The sequence below is a fragment of the Rhodanobacter sp. UC4438_H5 genome, assembly GCF_052978405.1.
Genome location: NZ_CM129672.1, coordinates 1,307,746 through 1,325,446, shown reverse-complemented (window position 1 = coordinate 1,325,446; position 17,701 = coordinate 1,307,746). Strand labels below are relative to the sequence as shown.

Genomic DNA, 17,701 nt, shown 5'->3' with positions numbered 1-17,701 from the left:
GCACCCGCGCGATAGGCTCGTGATGCAGCCGTGTCGACGTTGATCGGCGAAGTTCCGGGCTGTGTCGGGAGCCGGCTTGCGCATGCGCTTTTTGACCATGCCGAACCGGCGGAAACGTTGCTGTGCCTTGTGTTGCGGATAGCGGCGGGGCACTGGTATAAAGGCGATGCCGCAGCCCCCGCGCTTGCTGACGACGAGGCGATGCGGAGTTGCGCCACGGCTCTGGCACCAGCCAACCATCCATGCCCGCGTCATCCGTCCCGCGACGGATCGCGCGGGCGAAATCCGAACGAGGGAGTTTTCAATGAACAAAACCGATCTGATCAATGCCATTGCCGAGAAGGCCGAGCTGACCAAGGCAGACGCTGGTCGTGCGCTGGAGGCCTACCTGGAAGCCATCCAGAAGTCGTTGAAGAAGGGTGAGGATGTCTCGGTGGTGGGCTTTGGCACGTTCACCGTGCGCAAGCGTGCCGCGCGCACCGGGCGCAACCCGCGGACCAACGAAACGATCAAGATCAAGGCGTCGAAAGTGCCCGCGTTCAAGGCTGGCAAGACCCTGAAGGATGCCCTAAACTAAGCGGCTTGCGCTTGGTTTCGGGGTGCTTAGCTCAGCGGTAGAGCGTCGCCCTTACAAGGCGGTGGTCGTAGGTTCGATCCCTACAGCACCCACCAGATTGTGCGGAGTGGTAGTTCAGTTGGTTAGAATGCTGGCCTGTCACGCCGGAGGTCGCGGGTTCGAGTCCCGTCCACTCCGCCACGTTTAGCAAGGGCGCCCGTGGGGCGCCTTTGTCGTTTGAGACCTGCGTGTTCCGGCGATGCCATGGCGCCCCGGCATGCAGCGATGAGGCATCCGGTGCCTCGTGTGGATCATGCGCTTCGCGCGCTTCCAAATCACGTTGCGGGAAGATTTCTATGCTGCAGGCAATGCGTAACAAGATGCACGGATGGCCGTCCATCATCGTTCTCGGCCTCGCCGTGCTGGCGATGTCGCTGTTTGGCATGGAGAGCTATTTCACCTCGCAGAACGACACATTCGTGGCCAAGGTGGGCAAGCAGGAAATCAGCCAGAACGCATTCCAGAACCGCATGAACCAGTTGCGGCAGCAAGTCAGCGAGCAGCAGGGCGAGCAGTTCGACCCGACCGTGTTCGAGAAGACGGAAACCAAGCTGCGTGTGCTGGACGCGATGATCGACGAGCAGCTCTTGCTGCAGGCCAATGCCGACTGGGGCATGCGCGTCTCCGATCAGGCGCTGCGCGACGCCATCGCGGGTATCCCGGCGTTCCAGGTCAACGGCAAGTTCGACCCGACCAGCTACCGGGCTTACCTCACCAGCAGCGGCAAGACTTCGGCCATGTTCGAGGACGAGATCCGCTCCTCGCTGGCCACGCAACTGCTGCCGCAGGCAATCAGCGACAGCGCCATCATCAGCCACGAGCGCGTCGACAACTATCTCGGCCTGGCCACTCAGCGGCGCGACCTGCGTTACTTCGTGCTGCAGAAGCCGGAGCCCGCCGAGAAAGAGGTGACCGACGCGCAAATCGAATCCTGGTACAAGGCGCACCAGGCCGATTACATGAATCCCGAGCGGGTTTCGGTGAAGTACGTCGAGGTGGACAGCGCCAAGCTCAAGCCGAAAGCGGCCCCCAGCGACGAGGAACTCAAGGCGCGCTACGAAGAGGAAAAGCAGCGCTTCGTGCAGCCCGAGCAGCGGCTGGTTTCGCACATCCTCGTCAACGTGCCCCCCAACGCCACGCCCGAACAGCAGAAGGCTGCGCTGGCCACCGCGGACAAGATCGCGGCCGAAGCCACGCCGGCGAATTTTGCCCAGCTGGCCGAAAAGGATTCACAGGATCTGGGTTCGCGGCGCCAGGGCGGCGACCTCGGCTGGCTCGAGAAGGGCGTGACCAACGCCGCCTTCGATTCGGCGATGTTTGCGCTGCAGAAGGGGCAGATCTCCAAGCCGGTGCTGTCCTCCGACGGCTACCACATCATCTGGCTGCGCGACGTGCGCAGTGGCGAGTCCAAGCCGTTTGCCGAAGTGCGCGACCAGTTGCTGCAGGAGGCGACCACCGCCGAGCGCGATCGCGAGTACAACGAACTGGCCGGCAAGATGGCGGACCAGACCTACTCGAACCCGGGCTCGCTCGAGCCCGCGGCCGCCGCGCTTGATCTGCCGATCCAGACCCTGCCGCTGTTTTCGCGCACCGACGGCAAGGGCCTGGCGGCCAACCCAAAGGTGGTCGCCGCCGCATTCAGCGACGACGTGCTGGTCCAGGGCAACAATTCGAGTCTGATCGATCTGGGCAACAACCACTCCATCGTGATCCACGTTGACAAGCACGTGCCGGCTGCGGTCAAGCCGTTGGCCGAGGTTCGCGCCAAGGTGCAGCAGAGCATCCTGGAGGAGCGCATCACGGCGGCGGCCCGCAAGCAGGCCGATGACGTGCTGGCGCGCCTGCGCAAGGGCGAGGACATGGAAGCGGTGGCCAAGTCGCTCGGCGCCAGGATCGTCAGCGTGGCCGAAGCCGTGCGCGGCCAGTCGCTGCAGGTGCCGGCGCCGGTGCTGAAGGAGGCCTACCTGTTGCCACATCCGTCGGCGCCCGACAAGCCCAGCTTCGCCGAAGTGAACATGGGTGATGGTGGCTTCGCGCTGGTGGCCGTGGACAAGGTGCAGCCCGGCGATCTCTCCAGGATCACGCCGGAAGAGCGCGACATGCTGCATCGCCAGATGGCCCAGGCTTATGCCGGCGAGGCGACGCGCGAGCTGCTCCAGACGCTGCGCGCCAAGACCAAGATCAAGATCAACAAGAACCTGCTGTAGCCGGGTTCGCTCGGCTGGCGCCGGTGCGCATGGCTCGTGCCGTGCGCACCGGCGAAGGCTGACCCCGAGAGCACGATGTCGCCACGGAGCAGGTCAGTGGCGGCGCAAGCCTTCAGTCGACGTCGCCCAGCTTCAGCACCTGTCCCGGCTGGATCGCCTGGCCCTGGGCCAGGTCGTTCAGTTGCTGCAGATGCGCGACGCTGGTCGAATACTCGCGCGCAATCTGCCACAGGCTTTCACCGGGGCTGACCACGTGCGTGTCAGGACCGCGGGACGATTCGTCGTCTGCTGCGGTGGTGGTGGAGGCCGCGGCGGCATCGAGCATGGCGAGCTCGAACCGACCGGCGTGACCGGCCGGCAGCATGAGATGCGAAACCGTTCGCCCATCCAGCTTGTTGCCGCGGAATGCCGCATTGAGATGACGCAGGGCCGATTCCGGCATGCCGGCCATTTCGGCGGCGTGCGCCACCGTGACGGGATGCGTCACCGGTGCCTGCACCAGGTGCTCGGACTCCGGCAGGCTGGGCAGGCTGACCTGGAAGCGCGACGGCTCGCGTATCACGCATGCGATCGCCAGCAACTGGGTCAGGTGCTCGCGAGTGACGCGGCGTACCGGCAGGTCGGGGATCGCCGGCTTGTCCGCCGGCATGCCGTGGCGGCTGATCAACCCGCGTATCTTGAACTCGCCGGCGTTGTATGCATAGTCGGCCACGCGCCAGTCGTGGAAGCGGTCGTGGTATTGCCGCAGCAACTTCATCACGGCGTGCGCTGCGGCCGGTATGTCCAGCCGGCCGTCGTAATGGCGATCCACGCGCAGGCCCATCGAGCGGGCGGTCACCGGCATGATCTGCCACATGCCGGCAGCATGGTGCCTGCGTCCCTGCACCGGGCGGTAACGGCTCTCCACCCACGGCAGCAGTGCGAACTCGCCGGGCACGTCGTATTGCTCGGCGACCTGCTGGACATAGGCCAGGCGCGGCATCGCCTCGCGCAAGGTGTCCTCGAACCGCGCCGGGCTGCGCGTGTAGCGCCCGGCCCACGCCAGCACCGCGGGGTCGGCATTGCAATCCGGCATGACAAAACTGCTGCGCAGTCGATCCCACAGGTCGGCCGCCGGTACAGGTGCCGCAGTCGCGACACTGGCGGCAACCGCCGGTGGCGTGCTGGCGGGGGCGACGACGGCGACAGGTGCGCGTGCCGGTTGCGAAGGCATGTTGCTGCAGGCGGCCAGCGCTGTCGACAGCGCCAGCGGCAGCAGCAGGTGTCGGGGCGTCCGGTTCATGCGCGAAAGACGTCCTTGGCCGCCCTCAGTGCGGCGAAGCGGGACACGCGGTTGCCGTCGACGCCGCGTGCAGCGCACCAGTCGATCACGGCGTCGGCGTCGACCCGGAGGAATGGATTGGTTGCCAGCTCCGTGGCCAGCGTGACGGGCAGGCTGGCCTGGCCGTCGGCACGCAATTGCGCCACTTCGTGCCGCCGTTCCCGCAGCGCGGAGTTGCCCGGCTCAACCGTGTCGGCGAAGAGGCCGTTGCCATGGGTGTACTCGTGCCCGGCGCAAACCTGGGTCGAACCGGGCAGCGCCGCCAGACGGTCCAGCGAGGCGAGCATCTGGGTCGGCGTGCCCTCGAACAGGCGCCCGCAGCCGAGACTGAACAAGGTGTCGCCACACAGCAGCAGGCCGGCGCCGACGTAGCCGACGTGGGTGAGGGTGTGTCCCGGAATCGACAGCACCTCGAAAACCAGGTCGGGCGCAGAGAACTCCACGGTGTCGCCATCGCCGACGGCGTGCGTCAGGCCTTCGATGCGCGAATCACGCGGTCCGTATACCGGCACGTCATGGCGTTGCCGCAGTGCAGCCGCCCCGCCGATGTGGTCGTTGTGATGATGCGTCAGCAACACGCCACGCAGGCGCCACCGGTGCTGCGCCAAGGCCTGCTCGACGACCGCCGCATCGCCCGGATCGACGACCACGGCCTGGCCTTCATCGTCATGAAGCAGCCAGATGTAGTTGTCGGTGAGGGCCGGTAGAGGGAGAAGGTGCAAGGCGGTTCCGGATGGTCGGGCGACACCGACGGCGCGTCGATGCCGATGCGTCACCGGCAGACGCGGCCGCCCGGCCGCATGGGAGCGCCCGACTATAAAGGGGCATCGGCAGCTTCTCGTTAGCATGGTGTTAAGAGGTGGGTCGGTCATTCAGATCCGTGCGCCAGGTCAGGCGACTGCGATCGGTTGCCGCTGCAGCTAAACTGGAGGTTCGCGCCAGCCCCTGGACCCCCGCTGCATGCACCCACAGGACGACATCTACGCCAGTGCACCGCTGCGCCGGTTGCGCGATGCCCAGGCGCGGGTGTTGGCGCCGGAGTTGCAGCGTTGTTTCGGCACGCACGCGTTGTTGCTCGGCGTCGCCGCGGACGAGGCGCCGCCGGCGCTGCCGATGCTGGGGAGTTGGGTTCGTCTTTATCTCGACGGCGGTCGCTATGGCGGCGATCTGCGTGCCGCCGTGGATCAGCCGCTGCCGTTCGTGGCCGACGCGTTCGATCTGGTCCTGCTGCGTCACGCCCTGGAGGTATCGCCGGTGTCATCGGCGCTGCTGGAAGACGTGCTGCGCGTGCTGGCGCCGGGCGGGGTGCTGGCGTTGACCGGTGTGCATCCGGTCAGCGGGTGGTCGCCGTGGTTGCGCTGGCATGCGCGGGGCCGGACGCTCAAGCTGCAGCTTCCGCTGCAGCTGGAACGCGTGCTGCGCCATGCAGGCATGGAGATCGAACTGGCCCGCCGCGTCGGACGCGGTTGGCCGGGGCTGCCGGCGACTTCGACGACAATGGACAGCGTGCTGGGTGGCGGCTATGTGTTGCTCGCGCGCAAGCAGCGGCGACTGGCCACACCGCTGCGCATCAAGCCCGTGAAACTGCCGGTGCCGGCAGCGGGCAGGCTGTCGCCGGGGACACGGCCCAACCCGGCCCTGCAGGCAACAAGGGATACCTGAACACCCATGAGTGAAGTGGAAGCATTTACCGACGGCGCCTGCCTCGGCAATCCCGGACCGGGCGGCTGGGCCGCCTTGCTGCGGGCCCCTGGCGGCGAGCGGATGCTGGCCGGCCGGGAGCCCGCCACCACCAACAACCGCATGGAGCTGATGGCGGCGATCGGCGCGCTGGAGGCGCTCAAGCGCCCCTGCGTGGTCACGCTCACTACCGATTCGCGCTACGTCATGCAGGGCATCGAGCAGTGGTTGCCGAAGTGGCGCGCCAACGGCTGGCGCACGGCCGACCGCAAGCCGGTCAAGAACCAGGATCTGTGGCAGCGCCTGTCCGATGCGGTGGGTACGCACCAGGTTCGCTGGCAGTGGGTGCGCGGCCACAACGGCCACGCGGAAAACGAGCGTGTCGACCGCGCCGCGCGCGAGCAGGCCGAGTCGATCAGGAGCGGGGCATGAGGCAGATCGTCCTGGATACCGAAACGACCGGCCTGGAAGTACGCCAGGGCCATCGCCTGGTGGAAATCGCCTGCGTCGAGATGGTCGAACGCAGGCTCACCGGTCGCTACTACCAGACGTATCTGAACCCCGATCGTGCGATCGACGAAGGCGCCCGCCAGGTCACCGGCATCGAGGACGAGTTCCTGCTCGACAAGCCGCGCTTTGCCGATGTCGCCGACGAGTTCCTCGCCTTCATCGCCGGCGCCGAACTGATCATCCACAACGCGGCGTTCGATGTGGGCTTTCTCGACGCCGAACTGGCGCGCCTCGGTGCCGCCAGCGGCTGCATCGCCGATCGGTGCAGCGTGCTGGACACGCTGGCGATGGCGCGCGAGCGCTATCCCGGCCAGCGCAACAGCCTGGATGCCTTGTGCAAGCGGCTGGGCGTGGACAACTCGCGTCGCGACCTGCACGGTGGCCTGATCGACGCGCAGCTGCTGGCCGACGTCTATCTGGCCATGACCTCGGGTCAGGTCGGGCTGGATCTGGAGTTCGATGCAGCGACCCCGCAACACGCGGTGGTACTGCCGCCGGCAACCCTGCAGGTGCGTCCACGTGTACTGTGCGCGTCGGCAAGCGAGTTGCTGGAGCATGAGCGACGGCTCGATGCGCTGGACAAGAGCGCGGGCGGACAGAGCGTGTGGCGCCGGTTGGGTTGAGCCGCGCGGCGCGATGTTTCAGCTGCAGCGCACGAGGACGACGGTGATGTTGTCGTCGCCACCGCCGTCGAGCGCGTCCAACAGCAATTGGTCGGCGCATTCCTGCGCGGCGAGGTCGTTGCGCGCGACAGTACGGGCGATCGCTGCATCGTCGACGCACTCGGTCAAGCCGTCGCTGCACAGCAGGAAGCTCATGCCGGGTTCCAGCGTGCCGCGGGCCATGCCGATGCGCAGTTGCTCGGTGGCGGTGACGCCGAGTGCCTGGGTGAGCAGGTTGCGCTGCGGGTGCTGCGCCGCCTGGGCCGGGTCGAGCTGGCCGGCTTCCACCAGTGCCTGGACCAGCGAATGGTCGTGGCTGACGCGGCGCAGGGTGTGTTGCCACAGGTAGATGCGGCTGTCTCCGACCCAGGCCACTTCATACGCGTCGCCGACGATCCGCAGTGCTGCGATCGTGGTGCCCATCGGCAACAGGTCGAAGCTGGGCCGGGCGTGCGCCAGCAATCGCTCGCCCGCACCATTGACGGCCTCGATCAGGCCCGACCCGGCGCCGACCAGCTCGACCATCGCATCGCGCACCAGTGCCGACGCTACCTCGCCATGCTGGTGGCCGCCCATGCCGTCGGCGACCAGGAACAGGCCGAGCGAGACATCGGCGTGGTAGGTGTCCTCGTTGCGCGTGCGGCGCAGGCCGACATGGGTTCCGTGTCCGAGCTCGATCATGGGGCTAGTGTCAGGGCAAGCTGTGCAGCATGCCGCAAGCCACGGTTGTTGTCACGGTTCCCTTGCTCGCGTATGATTCGCGGCTCGCATGCGCCCATGCACCCGACCGGAGAGGTGGCAGAGTGGTCGAATGTACCTGACTCGAAATCAGGCGTACGTGCAAGCGTACCGTGGGTTCGAATCCCACCCTCTCCGCCAGATACGCAAAACGCCCCGAAAGGGGCGTTTTGCGTATTGCACGATCCGCCCGGTTCGACGGATTCGTCCGGAACGAATACGGACAGCCGCAGGCTGGCCCCGGAGCGCGTGGCGCGGAAGGGTCTGGCCCGGACGGGACGAATAATCCCCTTGCCGAAAGGGCGTTTTGCAAGTCACGCACGTGAAAAAGGGGGCCGGTCGAGACCGGCCCCCTTGCAAACAACGCGGCATGTTTGCCGCACCGGACGCGCTGGCCTCAGCCAGCCTTCTTCTTTGCCAACCGCAACCAGGTATCGACCACGGTGTCCGGGTTCAGCGAGACCGATTCGATGCCTTGTTCCATCAGCCACTCCGCGAGGTCGGGGTGGTCGCTGGGGCCCTGGCCGCAGATGCCGATGTACTTGCCCTTGGCGCGGGCGGTCTTGATCGCCATGGCCAGCAGCTTCTTCACCGCCGGGTCGCGCTCGTCGAACAGGCCGGCGACGATGCTGGAGTCGCGGTCCAGGCCCAGGGTGAGCTGGGTGAGGTCGTTCGAGCCGATCGAGAAGCCGTCGAAGATGTCGAGGAACTCGTCGGCGAGCAGGGCGTTCGACGGGACCTCGCACATCATGATGACCTTGAGCTCGTGCTCGCCCTGCTTGAGGCCGTTCTTCGCCAGCACCTCGATCACCTTGCGGCCTTCGCCGAGCGTGCGCACGAACGGGATCATCACCCACACGTTGGAGAGACCCATCACCTCGCGCACGCGCTTCACTGCCTTGCATTCCAGCGCGAACGCCTCGGCGAAGCTGGGGTCGACGTAGCGGCTGGCGCCGCGGAAACCGATCATCGGGTTCTCTTCGTGCGGCTCGTAGCGCGAGCCGCCGAGCAGGCCGGCGTACTCGTTCGACTTGAAGTCGGACAGGCGCACGATCACCGGCTTCGGGTAGACCGAGGCGGCGATGGTGGCGATGCCTTCGGCGAGGCGATCGACGTAGAACTCGACCGGGCCGGCATAGCCGGCGATGCGCTCGTCTATCTTTGCCTTGGTTTCGGCGTCCTGCTTGGCGTATTCCAGCAGCGCCTTGGGATGCACGCCGATGTGGCTGGCGATGATCATCTCCAGCCGGGCCAGGCCGATGCCGGCGTTCGGCAGCTGGCCGAAGTCGAAGGCACGCTCCGGGTTGGCCACGTTCATCATGATCTTCAACGGCGCCTCGGGCATGTCGCCGAGATCCGCGGTGATCCGCTCGTACTTCAGGATGCCTTCGTAGATCGTGCCGGTGTCGCCTTCGGCGCAGGACACGGTGACGTCAGCGCCATCCGGAATCAGCTCCAGCGCATTGCCGGTGCCGACCACCGCCGGCACGCCCAGCTCGCGCGCGATGATCGCCGCGTGGCAGGTGCGACCACCGCGGTTGGTGACGATGGCCGAGGCGCGCTTCATCACCGGCTCCCAGTCGGGGTCGGTCATGTCGGCGATCAGCACGTCGCCGACCTGCACCTTGTTCATGTCGCTCAGGGAGCGGATCACGCGGGCCTTGCCGGCGCCGATCTTCTGGCCGATCGAGCGGCCTTCGGCCAGCACCTTGCCTTTCTCGCTGAGGCTGAAGCGCTCCAGCTGGGTCGCATGCGAGCGCGACTTCACCGTCTCCGGGCGGGCCTGCACGATGTACAGCTTGCCGGTGTGGCCGTCTTTCGCCCACTCGATGTCCATCGGGCGGTCGTAATGTTTCTCGATGATCAGCGCCTGGCGGGCGAGTTCCTGCACGTCGTCGTCGCTGATGCAGAACTTGTGGCGCAGTTCGGCCGGAGTGTCCTCGGTCCTCACGCGCTCGCCCGGCGCGCTGGAATAGACCATGCGCAACTGCTTGGCGCCCAGGTTGCGACGAAGCACGGCCGGCTTGCCTGCGCGCAGGGTCGGCTTGAACACGTAGAACTCATCGGGATTCACCGCGCCCTGCACGACCATCTCGCCCAGACCATAGGAGCCGGTGACGAACACCACGTCGCGGAAGCCCGACTCGGTGTCCAGCGTGAACAGCACGCCGGAGGCGCCCACGTCCGAACGCACCATCAGCTGCACGCCGGCGGAGAGGAACACGTCCTCGTGCTTGTAGCCCTGATGCACGCGGTAGGCGATGGCCCGGTCGTTGTACAGCGAGGCGAAGACCTCCTTCACCTTGTGCAGCACGTCGTCGATGCCGACCACGTTGAGGAAGGTTTCCTGCTGGCCGGCGAACGAGGCGTCGGGCAGGTCCTCGGCGGTAGCAGAGGAACGAACCGCAACCGCGATGTCGTCGGCACCGGCGTCCCTGCACAGCTTGATGTAGGCCGCGCGGATCGCCTGCTCGAGTTCGGCGGGCAGGGCGGTGTCGACGATCCAGCCGCGGATTTCCTTGCCGGCCGCGACCAGGGCATCGACGTTGTCGACGTCGAGCGTGGCCAGTCGATCCTGGATGCGCCGGGCCAGCCCGCTCTTTTCCAGATACTGCTGGAACGCACTGGCGGTGGTGGCAACGCCGCCGGGCACCGAGACACCCAGTTTGGCTAGGTTGCCGATCATTTCGCCCAGCGAAGCATTCTTGCCGCCGACCTTGCCAAGGTCAGTCATGCGCAGTTGATCGAGCCAAAGCACCAGGTCGTTCAAGGGTGTCTCCTCGGGATGGCGGAACGGGGGGCAGGGAACCAGCGGTCGCGGGCGCGCTGCGGGAAACTGGTATTGTCCGCCGCGGATGGTGCGAAGCACAAGAAGACCAGTGCCACGCGATGTCATTCCAACCCGATACCAGTCAACGCGCGTTCAACACGGGACAGCGTTTTGCCCTTGCGCTAAGGTGCGAGCCTGCGCACTCGGCCCGGCGGAAGCTTCACATGCAGCGAACCGTGTTTTTCATTTCCGATTCCACTGGTATTACCGCCGAGACGATCGGCAACAGCATCCTGGCGCAGTTCGAGGGTGTCCGGTTCGACAAGCACCGGTTGCCGTTCACCGACAACCCGCACAAGGCCGAGTTGGCTGCACTGCGGATCAAGACCAACTACGCACAGACCGGGCAGCGTCCGGTGGTGGTCAACACCATGGCCGACCGCAACCTGTGCGACATCGTGGCTTCGAGCGGTGCGCTGATGCTGGACGTGTTCGCGCCGTTCATCGGTCCGCTGGAGGAAGAGCTGCAGACGCGCCGGTCCGGTGCGGTGAATCGCTCGCACGGCATGGTCGATTTCGACAAGTACGAGGCGCGCATCAACGCCACCAACTACGCGTTGTCGCATGACGACGGGATCGACGTGAATTACGCCGATGCCGATCTGATCCTCGTCGGCGTGTCGCGTTCGGGCAAGACGCCCACCTGCCTTTACATGGCCTTGCATTACGGCGTCAGCGCCGCCAACTATCCGTTGACCGACGAGGACCTGGAGAAACTGGAGTTGCCCGCGCGGCTGCGGCCCTACAAGGACCGCCTCTACGGGCTGACCATCGACGCGGTACGCCTGGCGCAGATTCGCGAGCAGCGCCGCTCCGGCAGCCGTTACGCCACGATCGCGCAATGCCGCTGGGAGCTGGAACAGGCCGAACGGCTGATGCGCCAGGCCGGGATACCCAGCCTCAACACCACTCACGTGTCGATCGAGGAGATCGCCAGCAAGATCTTCGACCGCTTCGGCATCGAGCGGACCATGTTCTGATTTTCATCCGGAGTTTGTGCGTTGCCCACGAGTGCCGTACTGGACCATCGAAACAGCCTGCTGCCGGGACGGTTCGAGACCCTGATGGGTCTGTATGCGGAGAACTATCACCGCCTCGCGCGGCTGTTCGCGCCGCACGAGCTTCCCGCCGGCCGCTACGTGTCGAGCGTGGACGACGGCCTGGACGTGCACCTGCAGGTGCAGGAGCACCACCCGTACACCGTCGAGCTGGAGCTCACCTACGGATTCGTCGATGCGCACACCGGCCAGCGCGCGCCCTCGGCGCAGTTGCGCATGTACACCGACGCGCATGTCGCCGAGGCGCTGCACTGCCACCCGGGCCGGCACCTGTGGCAGGTGCTGGGCCCGTTTTCCCCGGTGCACTCGGTGTTCCAGTACCGCCTGCGCATGAACCGATTCCTGGCCCGATGGCTGGAATACCTCGCCGAGCAGGGGCATTCCACCGGCACCCTGGAGCCGCAGCCGGAGTCGCACGAAGGCGGTGGGGAATAGCGGTTCTATTCAAAGCGATCCATGGCTGCGTCCTGATCTTTGCGCCCATGGATGGATGCACAAATCACCACAACAAAAAACCCGCGCCAGGCGGGTTTTCGTTTTGAATGGTGGCGGAGTGGACGGGACTCGAACCCGCGACCTCCGGCGTGACAGGCCAGCATTCTAACCAACTGAACTACCACTCCGCAGTTGCAACAGCTTCCAGCTTGCGCGGCCCAACTTGGCGTCCCCACGGGGATTCGAACCCCGGTCGCCACCGTGAAAGGGTGATGTCCTAGGCCTCTAGACGATGGGGACGTTGATTTTTCGAAAAGTCCGCACATGGATGCGCGGGTTCTCGCAAAGGACTTGCACTGAATCAAAACCTGGTGGAGCCAGGCGGGATCGAACCGCCGACCTCCTGCATGCCATGCAGGCGCTCTCCCAGCTGAGCTATGGCCCCGCCGCTGGAAGCCGAGAAGAATAGGGTGGGGTTGCTTGCCCGTCAAGCTTTTTTTCGACGCCGTTGCGCGTGCGCATCATCACATCGCGCCACGGCTGCGGCGATGCGGACGCGATCTTCGCCGACGCTCCTTTATGCTGCAGCGACGAGGGCAACGGCGAAGGAAGGCGATGCACGAAATCGGGTTCATCCGTGATCTTGCCGTGGTGATGCTGGTGGCCGGCGCCACCACGATCCTGTTTCAGCGCCTGCGTCAGCCGGTGCTGCTGGGCTACATCCTGGCTGGCGTGCTGATCGGTCCGCACACGCCCGGCGTGCTGGTCGGCGACGCGCGCGCCATCGACGACATCTCCAACCTGGGCGTGGTGCTGCTGATGTTCACGCTGGGCCTGGAATTCAGCGTGCGCAAGCTGCGCGACGTGGGTGTCGGCATGTTGCTGGTGGCGGTGGGCGAGGTCGGCCTGATGCTGTGGATCGGCTACGGCATCGGCAGCCTGTTCGGCTGGAAGGGCATGGATGCGCTGTTTCTCGGCGCGATCATTTCGCTGTCCTCGACCATGGTGGCGACGCGCACCCTGTCCGAGCTGGGCCAGCGTCAGCAGCCGTTCGCCCAACTGGTGGTGGGCCTGCTGGTGGCCGAAGACATGCTCGCCATCATCATGCTGACCCTGCTCACCGCGGTGGCCATCGGCGGCTCGGTGCAGGCGGAGGCGGCGTTCACCCTGATCGGACACCTGGGCCTGTTCGTGGTGGTCGGCATGATCCTGGGCCTGCTGCTGCTGCCGCGGCTGGTGGACTACGTGGCCGGCTTCGGTCGCGACGAAACCCTGCTGGTCAGCGTGCTGGGGATCTGTTTCGGCGCCAGCCTGGTCGCGGTGTGGATGGGCTTCAGCGTGGCGTTGGGTGCCTTCCTGGCCGGGGCGGTGGTGGCCGAGTCGCGCAGCGCCGGCCGGGTGGTCCAGCTGGTCGAGCCTTTGCGCGACATGTTCGCCGCGCTGTTCTTCGTGGCGATCGGCCTGAAGATCGACCCGGCGATGCTGTGGCAGTACGCGGTGCCGGCGCTGTTGATCGCGGGGGTGGTCGTCGTCGGCAAGACGCTGGCCTGCAGCCTCGGCGTGCTGGTGGTCGGGCACGAACCGCGCACCGCGCTGCGGGCGGGCCTCGGCATGGCGCAGATCGGCGAGTTCTCGTTCGTGATCGCCACGCTCGGCCTTTCACTGGGCGTGATCAGCGACTTCATCTATCCGGTGGCCGTCGCGGTCTCGGTGGTGTGCATGGCGTTGTCGCCGTACCTGTCGCGCTCGGGCGACCGCGTGGCCAGCGGGTTGCGGCGGGTCACGCCACGTTCCGTGCAATTGCTGGCCACCAGCTACAGCGGCTGGCTGGAACATCTCAAGCCGGTGAACGAGAACGCCACGCTGGCGGCGATCCTGCGGCGCCTGCTGTGGCACATCGCGGTGAACATTCTGCTGGTGGTGACCCTGTTCATGGTCGGAGCCTATGTCAATGCGCATGGCTGGACCTGGTTCTCCACGGTGGGCATCGGGCGCGAGATGCGGCACACGGTGATCTGGGCCTGCGCGTTGTTCCTGTCGCTGCCGATGCTGATCGCGGTGTATCGCAAGGCCGGCGCGCTGGGCATGTTGCTGGCCGAGATCGGCATACGCGAGAGCTTTGCGCGCTCCTACACCCACGCCATCCGCAACGTGCTGGCGCGGGTGATTCCGCTGGCCACGCTGCTGCTGCTGGGCATCCTGCTGAGCGCGCTGGGTTCGGCGATCCTGCCGCCGCGCGGCATCGCCATCTTCCTGCTGGTGGTGGGGGCGGTGCTGTCGGTGGTGCTGTGGCGGGGCCTGGTGCACATGCATGCGCGGTTGCAGGCGGCGTTGAAGGAAACCCTTGACAAGCCGGAGCCGCCGGCGGACGGGGCCGATTGACAACGACGTCCCACGCGGGGGGCGGGTGCGAGGCGGCGGCCGGCATCCGTGCAACGCTGAACCTTTATGCCGTCTGACGGTCACAAGGCGCGATCGTTGCCAAGAACAGGCCGGCACCGCACAATGCGTGGCCTGCCTCCAACGCGGGGTCCGGCCGGCGATGCCGGCATTTCCATTTTCATGAGGGAGTTACAAATGAAGCACTTTCTGCGTCCCACGCTGACGGCAGTGGCAATGGCCGTTGCGCTGGGCATGACGGCGGGCGCATTTGCCCAGGCCGCCAAGACTGGCGCCGCCGCCCCCGTCGACAAGGCCAAGGCCAGCTACGTATTCGGTTATTACAAGATGGGCGAGAGCGTGCCGCCGATCCTGCGCGACGAGATGGACCCCGCCGCCGTGGCGCGTGGTGTGCAGGCCGCGCTGTCGGGCCAGAAGTCGACCGTCAGCGAGGCCGAGGCCAAGCAGGTCTACGAGGCCTTCATGACCAAGGTGCAGGCCAAGTTCGAGGCCGAGCGCGCCCAGGAGGCAGCCAAGAACAAGGCGGAAGGCGACGCCTTCTTCGCCAAGAACAAGACCGCCCCTGGCGTGAAGACCACGGCTTCCGGCCTGCAGTACAAGGTGATCACCGCCGGCACCGGCGCCCGCCCGGGCCCGAACGACACCGTGGAGATCAACTACACCGGCTCGTTCCTGGACGGCCAGGTGTTCGACGCCTCCGCCAAGCATGGTCCGAAGCCGGCCTCGATCCCGGTCGCCAACGTGATCCCGGGCTTCCGCGAAGGCCTGCAGCTGATGCAGGTAGGTGGACACTACAAGTTGTTCATTCCCGCCTCGCTGGCCTATGGTGCCGAGCCGCAGCCGCCGATGCCGCCCAATGCCACGCTGATCTTCGACGTGACCCTGGTCAAGACGGGCCCGACGCCGGCAGCTCCCAGCGGTTCCGACGGGCAGTAACCGACGGTTCGCCGGCAGGTTCGCCGAAGGGGCGCGAAGCAATTCGCGCCCCTTCTTTTTGCGCGGTGTGTCGCTGTCGGACGGCGCGGTTAGAATAGGCGGTTCACTTTCCAGGAAAACCCTCAACGATGATGAAGGTAACGATCTTTGGTACCGGCTACGTCGGACTGGTTACCGGTGCCTGTCTGGCCGAGATGGGCAATCACGTGGTCTGCGTCGATATCGACGCAGGCAAGGTCGAGCGGCTGAAGCGCGGCGAGATCCCGATCTACGAGCCGGGCCTGGAATCGATCGTGCAGAGCAACCATGCCAGTGGCCGGCTCGACTTCACCACCGAGGCGGCGCCGGCGATCGCCCACGGTGAATTGATCTTCATCGCCGTCGGCACGCCGCCGGACGAAGACGGCAGCGCCGACCTGCAGTACGTGCAGAAGGTGGCCAGCACGATCGGCCGTCACCTGCAGCGTTACGCCGTGGTGGTGAACAAGTCGACCGTGCCGGTGGGTACCGCCGATCGCGTGCGCGAAGCCGTCGCGGCCGAGCTGGCGGCGCGCCAGGCCACGGTGGAATTCGACGTGGTCTCGAACCCGGAGTTCCTAAAGGAGGGCGCTGCGGTGGAAGACTGCCTGCGCCCCGACCGCATCGTCGTGGGTTCTTCCAGCACGCGCGCGGTTGCCCTGCTGCGCAAGCTGTACGCGCCGTTCAACCGGAATCACGACCGCATGGTGGTGATGGACGAGCGCTCGGCTGAGCTGACCAAGTACGCCGCCAACGCGATGCTGGCGACCAAGATCAGTTTCATGAACGAGATCGCGAACATCGCCGAGCGGGTGGGCGCCGACGTGGAACTAGTGCGCCAGGGCATCGGCTCGGACCCGCGCATCGGCTACAGCTTCATCTACCCGGGCGCCGGTTACGGCGGCTCGTGCTTTCCCAAGGACGTGCAGGCGCTGGAGCGCACCGCGCACGCGCATGGCTACGAGGCGCGCCTGCTCGGTGCGGTCGAGGCGGTCAACCGGCAGCAGAAGGGCAAGTTGTTCGAGCTGATCTCGCGGCATTTCGACGGCCAGCTGGGCGGCCGCACGATCGCGCTGTGGGGCTTGGCGTTCAAACCGAATACCGACGACATGCGCGAGGCTTCCAGCCGACGCCTGATGGAACAACTGTGGGGCGCCGGCGCGAAGGTGCGCGCGTTCGACCCGGAAGCGCGCGAGGAAGCCCGGCGGCTGTACGGCGAACGTGCCGATCTGGTGCTTTGCGAGCACGCCGCGGCTGCCCTGCAGGGCGCCGACGTGCTGGCGGTGGTCACCGAGTGGAAGGCCTTCCGCAGCCCCGATTTTGCGGCGATCCGTGCCGCGCTGGCGGTCCCGGCGATCTTCGACGGCCGCAACCTGTACGACCCGGCCGTGGTGGAGGAGGCGGGTCTGGCCTATTACGGCATCGGCCGTGGCCGCAGCCTGCAGTTGTCGTGATGAACAGTTCGAACGACGTGCTCGCCCGCCGGCTCGACGAGATGGAGATCAAGCTGACCTTCATCGACGAGGCGGTGCAGGCGCTGACCACGGCGGACGCCGACCAGTCGCAGCGGATCGCTGCGCTGGAACGCGCCCTGCGCGACCTGCGCGGCGAGGTGGCGTCGATGCGCATCGCGCAGGGTGACGATCCGCACGATGAACCGCCGCCGCCGCATTACTGACCCGGACCCCTCCCACCTGCCGATCACGGAATGCCCGCATGGCCGATTCCCTGCGCGATCAGCTGCTCAAGAGCGGCATCGTCAAACAAGTGCAGCAGGACCGCGCGCACGAACCGAAGCGCCCGACGCCTGCGTCGCCCGGCAAGCCCGCACGCAAGGGCGGCAAGCCGCATGCGGCGCGGCCGTCGGGACAGAGCCAGCAGGACATCGACCTGGCCAAGGCATACGCGCTGCGTGCCCGGACTGAAGCCCGCGAGCGCCAGCGGATCGAGCGCGAGGCGGCCGAGCAAGCCCGGCTGCGGCGTGAGCGCAAGCTGCGCATCCAGCAACTGCTGGATGGCCAGGCGTTGAACAAGGCCGATGCCGACCAGGTGCGCAACTTCGAATACGCCGGCAAGATCCGCCGCATCCATGTCGACGCAACCCAGCTGGTGGCACTCAACGCCGGCGAACTGGGCGTGGTGCAGCATGCCGGTCGCTACCTGCTGGTCAGCCGCGACACGGCCGAGCAACTGCGCGAACTGGACGCCAACCACGTCGCCTTGCTGGTGGCGCCGGGCACCGCCGGCACGGATGACGACGGCGTACCCGACGATCTCATGTGGTGAGGTC

General features: G+C 66.4%; 16 protein-coding genes and 6 tRNA genes. 15 read left to right on the top strand and 7 right to left on the bottom strand.

Annotated elements, in window-relative coordinates:
- Window positions 1-304 precede the first annotated feature (304 nt).
- The 4 genes from ACVCL9_RS06160 (at window position 305) to ACVCL9_RS06145 (ending at window position 2,823) form a co-directional block, all read left to right on the top strand.
- Window positions 305-577 (top strand): HU family DNA-binding protein, encoded by a 273-nt coding sequence (locus ACVCL9_RS06160; protein ID WP_136258998.1) that lies wholly within the window; start codon window positions 305-307, stop codon window positions 575-577.
- A 20-nt stretch (window positions 578-597) separates the two neighbouring features.
- Window positions 598-672, top strand: a tRNA-Val gene (locus ACVCL9_RS06155).
- Between the two features lie 8 nt (window positions 673-680).
- Window positions 681-757, top strand: a tRNA-Asp gene (locus ACVCL9_RS06150).
- A 155-nt stretch (window positions 758-912) separates the two neighbouring features.
- Window positions 913-2,823 carry a SurA N-terminal domain-containing protein gene (locus tag ACVCL9_RS06145; protein ID WP_447098748.1) on the top strand — a complete coding sequence of 637 codons (1,911 nt, stop codon included), beginning with the start codon at window positions 913-915 and terminating at the stop codon, window positions 2,821-2,823.
- Window positions 2,824-2,935: 112 nt separating this feature from the next.
- On the opposite strand, the gene ACVCL9_RS06140 is transcribed toward ACVCL9_RS06145, so the two are convergent.
- Together ACVCL9_RS06140 and gloB are read right to left on the bottom strand one after the other, a co-directional pair.
- A complete protein-coding gene (locus ACVCL9_RS06140) occupies window positions 2,936-4,105 on the bottom strand; it encodes a transglycosylase SLT domain-containing protein (RefSeq protein ID WP_447098749.1) in 1,170 nt (389 codons plus the stop codon).
- Entirely contained in the window at window positions 4,102-4,866 is a 765-nt protein-coding gene (gene gloB / locus ACVCL9_RS06135) for a hydroxyacylglutathione hydrolase (protein WP_447099451.1), read from the bottom strand. The genes ACVCL9_RS06140 and gloB overlap by 4 nt, the downstream gene beginning before the upstream one ends.
- 238 nt (window positions 4,867-5,104) lie before the next feature.
- Between gloB and ACVCL9_RS06130 the strand changes: the two genes are divergently transcribed.
- From ACVCL9_RS06130 to dnaQ, 3 genes are read left to right on the top strand one after another with little or no spacing between them, the layout of a single operon-like run.
- On the top strand, window positions 5,105-5,806 hold the full coding sequence (locus ACVCL9_RS06130) for a class I SAM-dependent methyltransferase (RefSeq protein ID WP_395118859.1): 702 nt from the start codon (window positions 5,105-5,107) through the stop codon (window positions 5,804-5,806).
- 6 nt (window positions 5,807-5,812) lie between these two features.
- Window positions 5,813-6,256, top strand: coding sequence for a ribonuclease HI (rnhA, locus tag ACVCL9_RS06125; RefSeq protein ID WP_395118857.1), 444 nt, complete (start codon window positions 5,813-5,815; stop codon window positions 6,254-6,256).
- The gene (gene dnaQ, locus ACVCL9_RS06120; protein WP_395118855.1) at window positions 6,253-6,957 is read left to right on the top strand and encodes a DNA polymerase III subunit epsilon; all 705 of its coding nucleotides are present in this window, start codon (window positions 6,253-6,255) and stop codon (window positions 6,955-6,957) included. The genes rnhA and dnaQ overlap by 4 nt, the downstream gene beginning before the upstream one ends.
- Window positions 6,958-6,975: 18 nt before the next feature.
- Here dnaQ and ACVCL9_RS06115 read toward each other — a convergent pair whose 3' ends face one another.
- A complete protein-coding gene (locus ACVCL9_RS06115; protein WP_395118853.1) occupies window positions 6,976-7,677 on the bottom strand; it encodes a PP2C family protein-serine/threonine phosphatase in 702 nt (233 codons plus the stop codon).
- 108 nt (window positions 7,678-7,785) lie between these two features.
- Here ACVCL9_RS06115 and ACVCL9_RS06110 point away from each other — a divergent pair.
- A tRNA-Ser gene (locus ACVCL9_RS06110) sits at window positions 7,786-7,875 on the top strand.
- Window positions 7,876-8,131: 256 nt separating this feature from the next.
- On the opposite strand, the gene ppsA is transcribed toward ACVCL9_RS06110, so the two are convergent.
- Complete coding sequence (ppsA, locus tag ACVCL9_RS06105; protein ID WP_447098750.1) at window positions 8,132-10,504, bottom strand: phosphoenolpyruvate synthase; 2,373 nt, start codon at window positions 10,502-10,504, stop codon at window positions 8,132-8,134.
- A gap of 224 nt (window positions 10,505-10,728) precedes the next feature.
- On the opposite strand from ppsA, the gene ppsR reads away from it, so the two are divergent.
- Complete coding sequence (gene ppsR, locus ACVCL9_RS06100; RefSeq protein WP_395118849.1) at window positions 10,729-11,544, top strand: posphoenolpyruvate synthetase regulatory kinase/phosphorylase PpsR; 816 nt, start codon at window positions 10,729-10,731, stop codon at window positions 11,542-11,544.
- A gap of 84 nt (window positions 11,545-11,628) precedes the next feature.
- Window positions 11,629-12,057: a DUF1249 domain-containing protein gene (locus tag ACVCL9_RS06095; RefSeq protein ID WP_395121398.1), complete on the top strand. Its 429-nt coding sequence runs from the start codon at window positions 11,629-11,631 to the stop codon at window positions 12,055-12,057.
- Window positions 12,058-12,168: 111 nt separating this feature from the next.
- On the opposite strand, the gene ACVCL9_RS06090 is transcribed toward ACVCL9_RS06095, so the two are convergent.
- The 3 genes from ACVCL9_RS06090 to ACVCL9_RS06080 all read right to left on the bottom strand — a co-directional run bounded on the left by ACVCL9_RS06090 (window position 12,169) and on the right by ACVCL9_RS06080 (window position 12,502).
- A tRNA-Asp gene (locus tag ACVCL9_RS06090) sits at window positions 12,169-12,245 on the bottom strand.
- Window positions 12,246-12,281: 36 nt separating this feature from the next.
- Window positions 12,282-12,357, bottom strand: a tRNA-Glu gene (locus ACVCL9_RS06085).
- A 69-nt stretch (window positions 12,358-12,426) separates the two neighbouring features.
- Window positions 12,427-12,502: transfer RNA gene (locus tag ACVCL9_RS06080), tRNA-Ala, on the bottom strand.
- Window positions 12,503-12,672: 170 nt separating this feature from the next.
- On the opposite strand from ACVCL9_RS06080, the gene ACVCL9_RS06075 reads away from it, so the two are divergent.
- The 5 genes from ACVCL9_RS06075 to ACVCL9_RS06055 all read left to right on the top strand — a co-directional run bounded on the left by ACVCL9_RS06075 (window position 12,673) and on the right by ACVCL9_RS06055 (window position 17,697).
- Window positions 12,673-14,439, top strand: a complete 1,767-nt coding sequence (locus tag ACVCL9_RS06075; RefSeq protein WP_447098751.1) for a cation:proton antiporter — start codon at window positions 12,673-12,675, stop codon at window positions 14,437-14,439.
- Window positions 14,440-14,634: 195 nt separating this feature from the next.
- Window positions 14,635-15,393, top strand: coding sequence for an FKBP-type peptidyl-prolyl cis-trans isomerase (locus tag ACVCL9_RS06070; protein WP_395118845.1), 759 nt, complete (start codon window positions 14,635-14,637; stop codon window positions 15,391-15,393).
- A 131-nt stretch (window positions 15,394-15,524) separates the two neighbouring features.
- A complete protein-coding gene (locus tag ACVCL9_RS06065; protein WP_447099452.1) occupies window positions 15,525-16,865 on the top strand; it encodes a UDP-glucose dehydrogenase family protein in 1,341 nt (446 codons plus the stop codon).
- Window positions 16,865-17,089 (top strand): SlyX family protein, encoded by a 225-nt coding sequence (locus ACVCL9_RS06060; RefSeq protein ID WP_395118843.1) that lies wholly within the window; start codon window positions 16,865-16,867, stop codon window positions 17,087-17,089. Before ACVCL9_RS06065 ends, ACVCL9_RS06060 begins: the two co-directional genes overlap by 1 nt.
- A 38-nt stretch (window positions 17,090-17,127) precedes the next feature.
- On the top strand, window positions 17,128-17,697 hold the full coding sequence (locus ACVCL9_RS06055) for a DUF2058 domain-containing protein (protein ID WP_447098752.1): 570 nt from the start codon (window positions 17,128-17,130) through the stop codon (window positions 17,695-17,697).
- The last annotated feature ends 4 nt before the right edge of the window (window positions 17,698-17,701 follow it).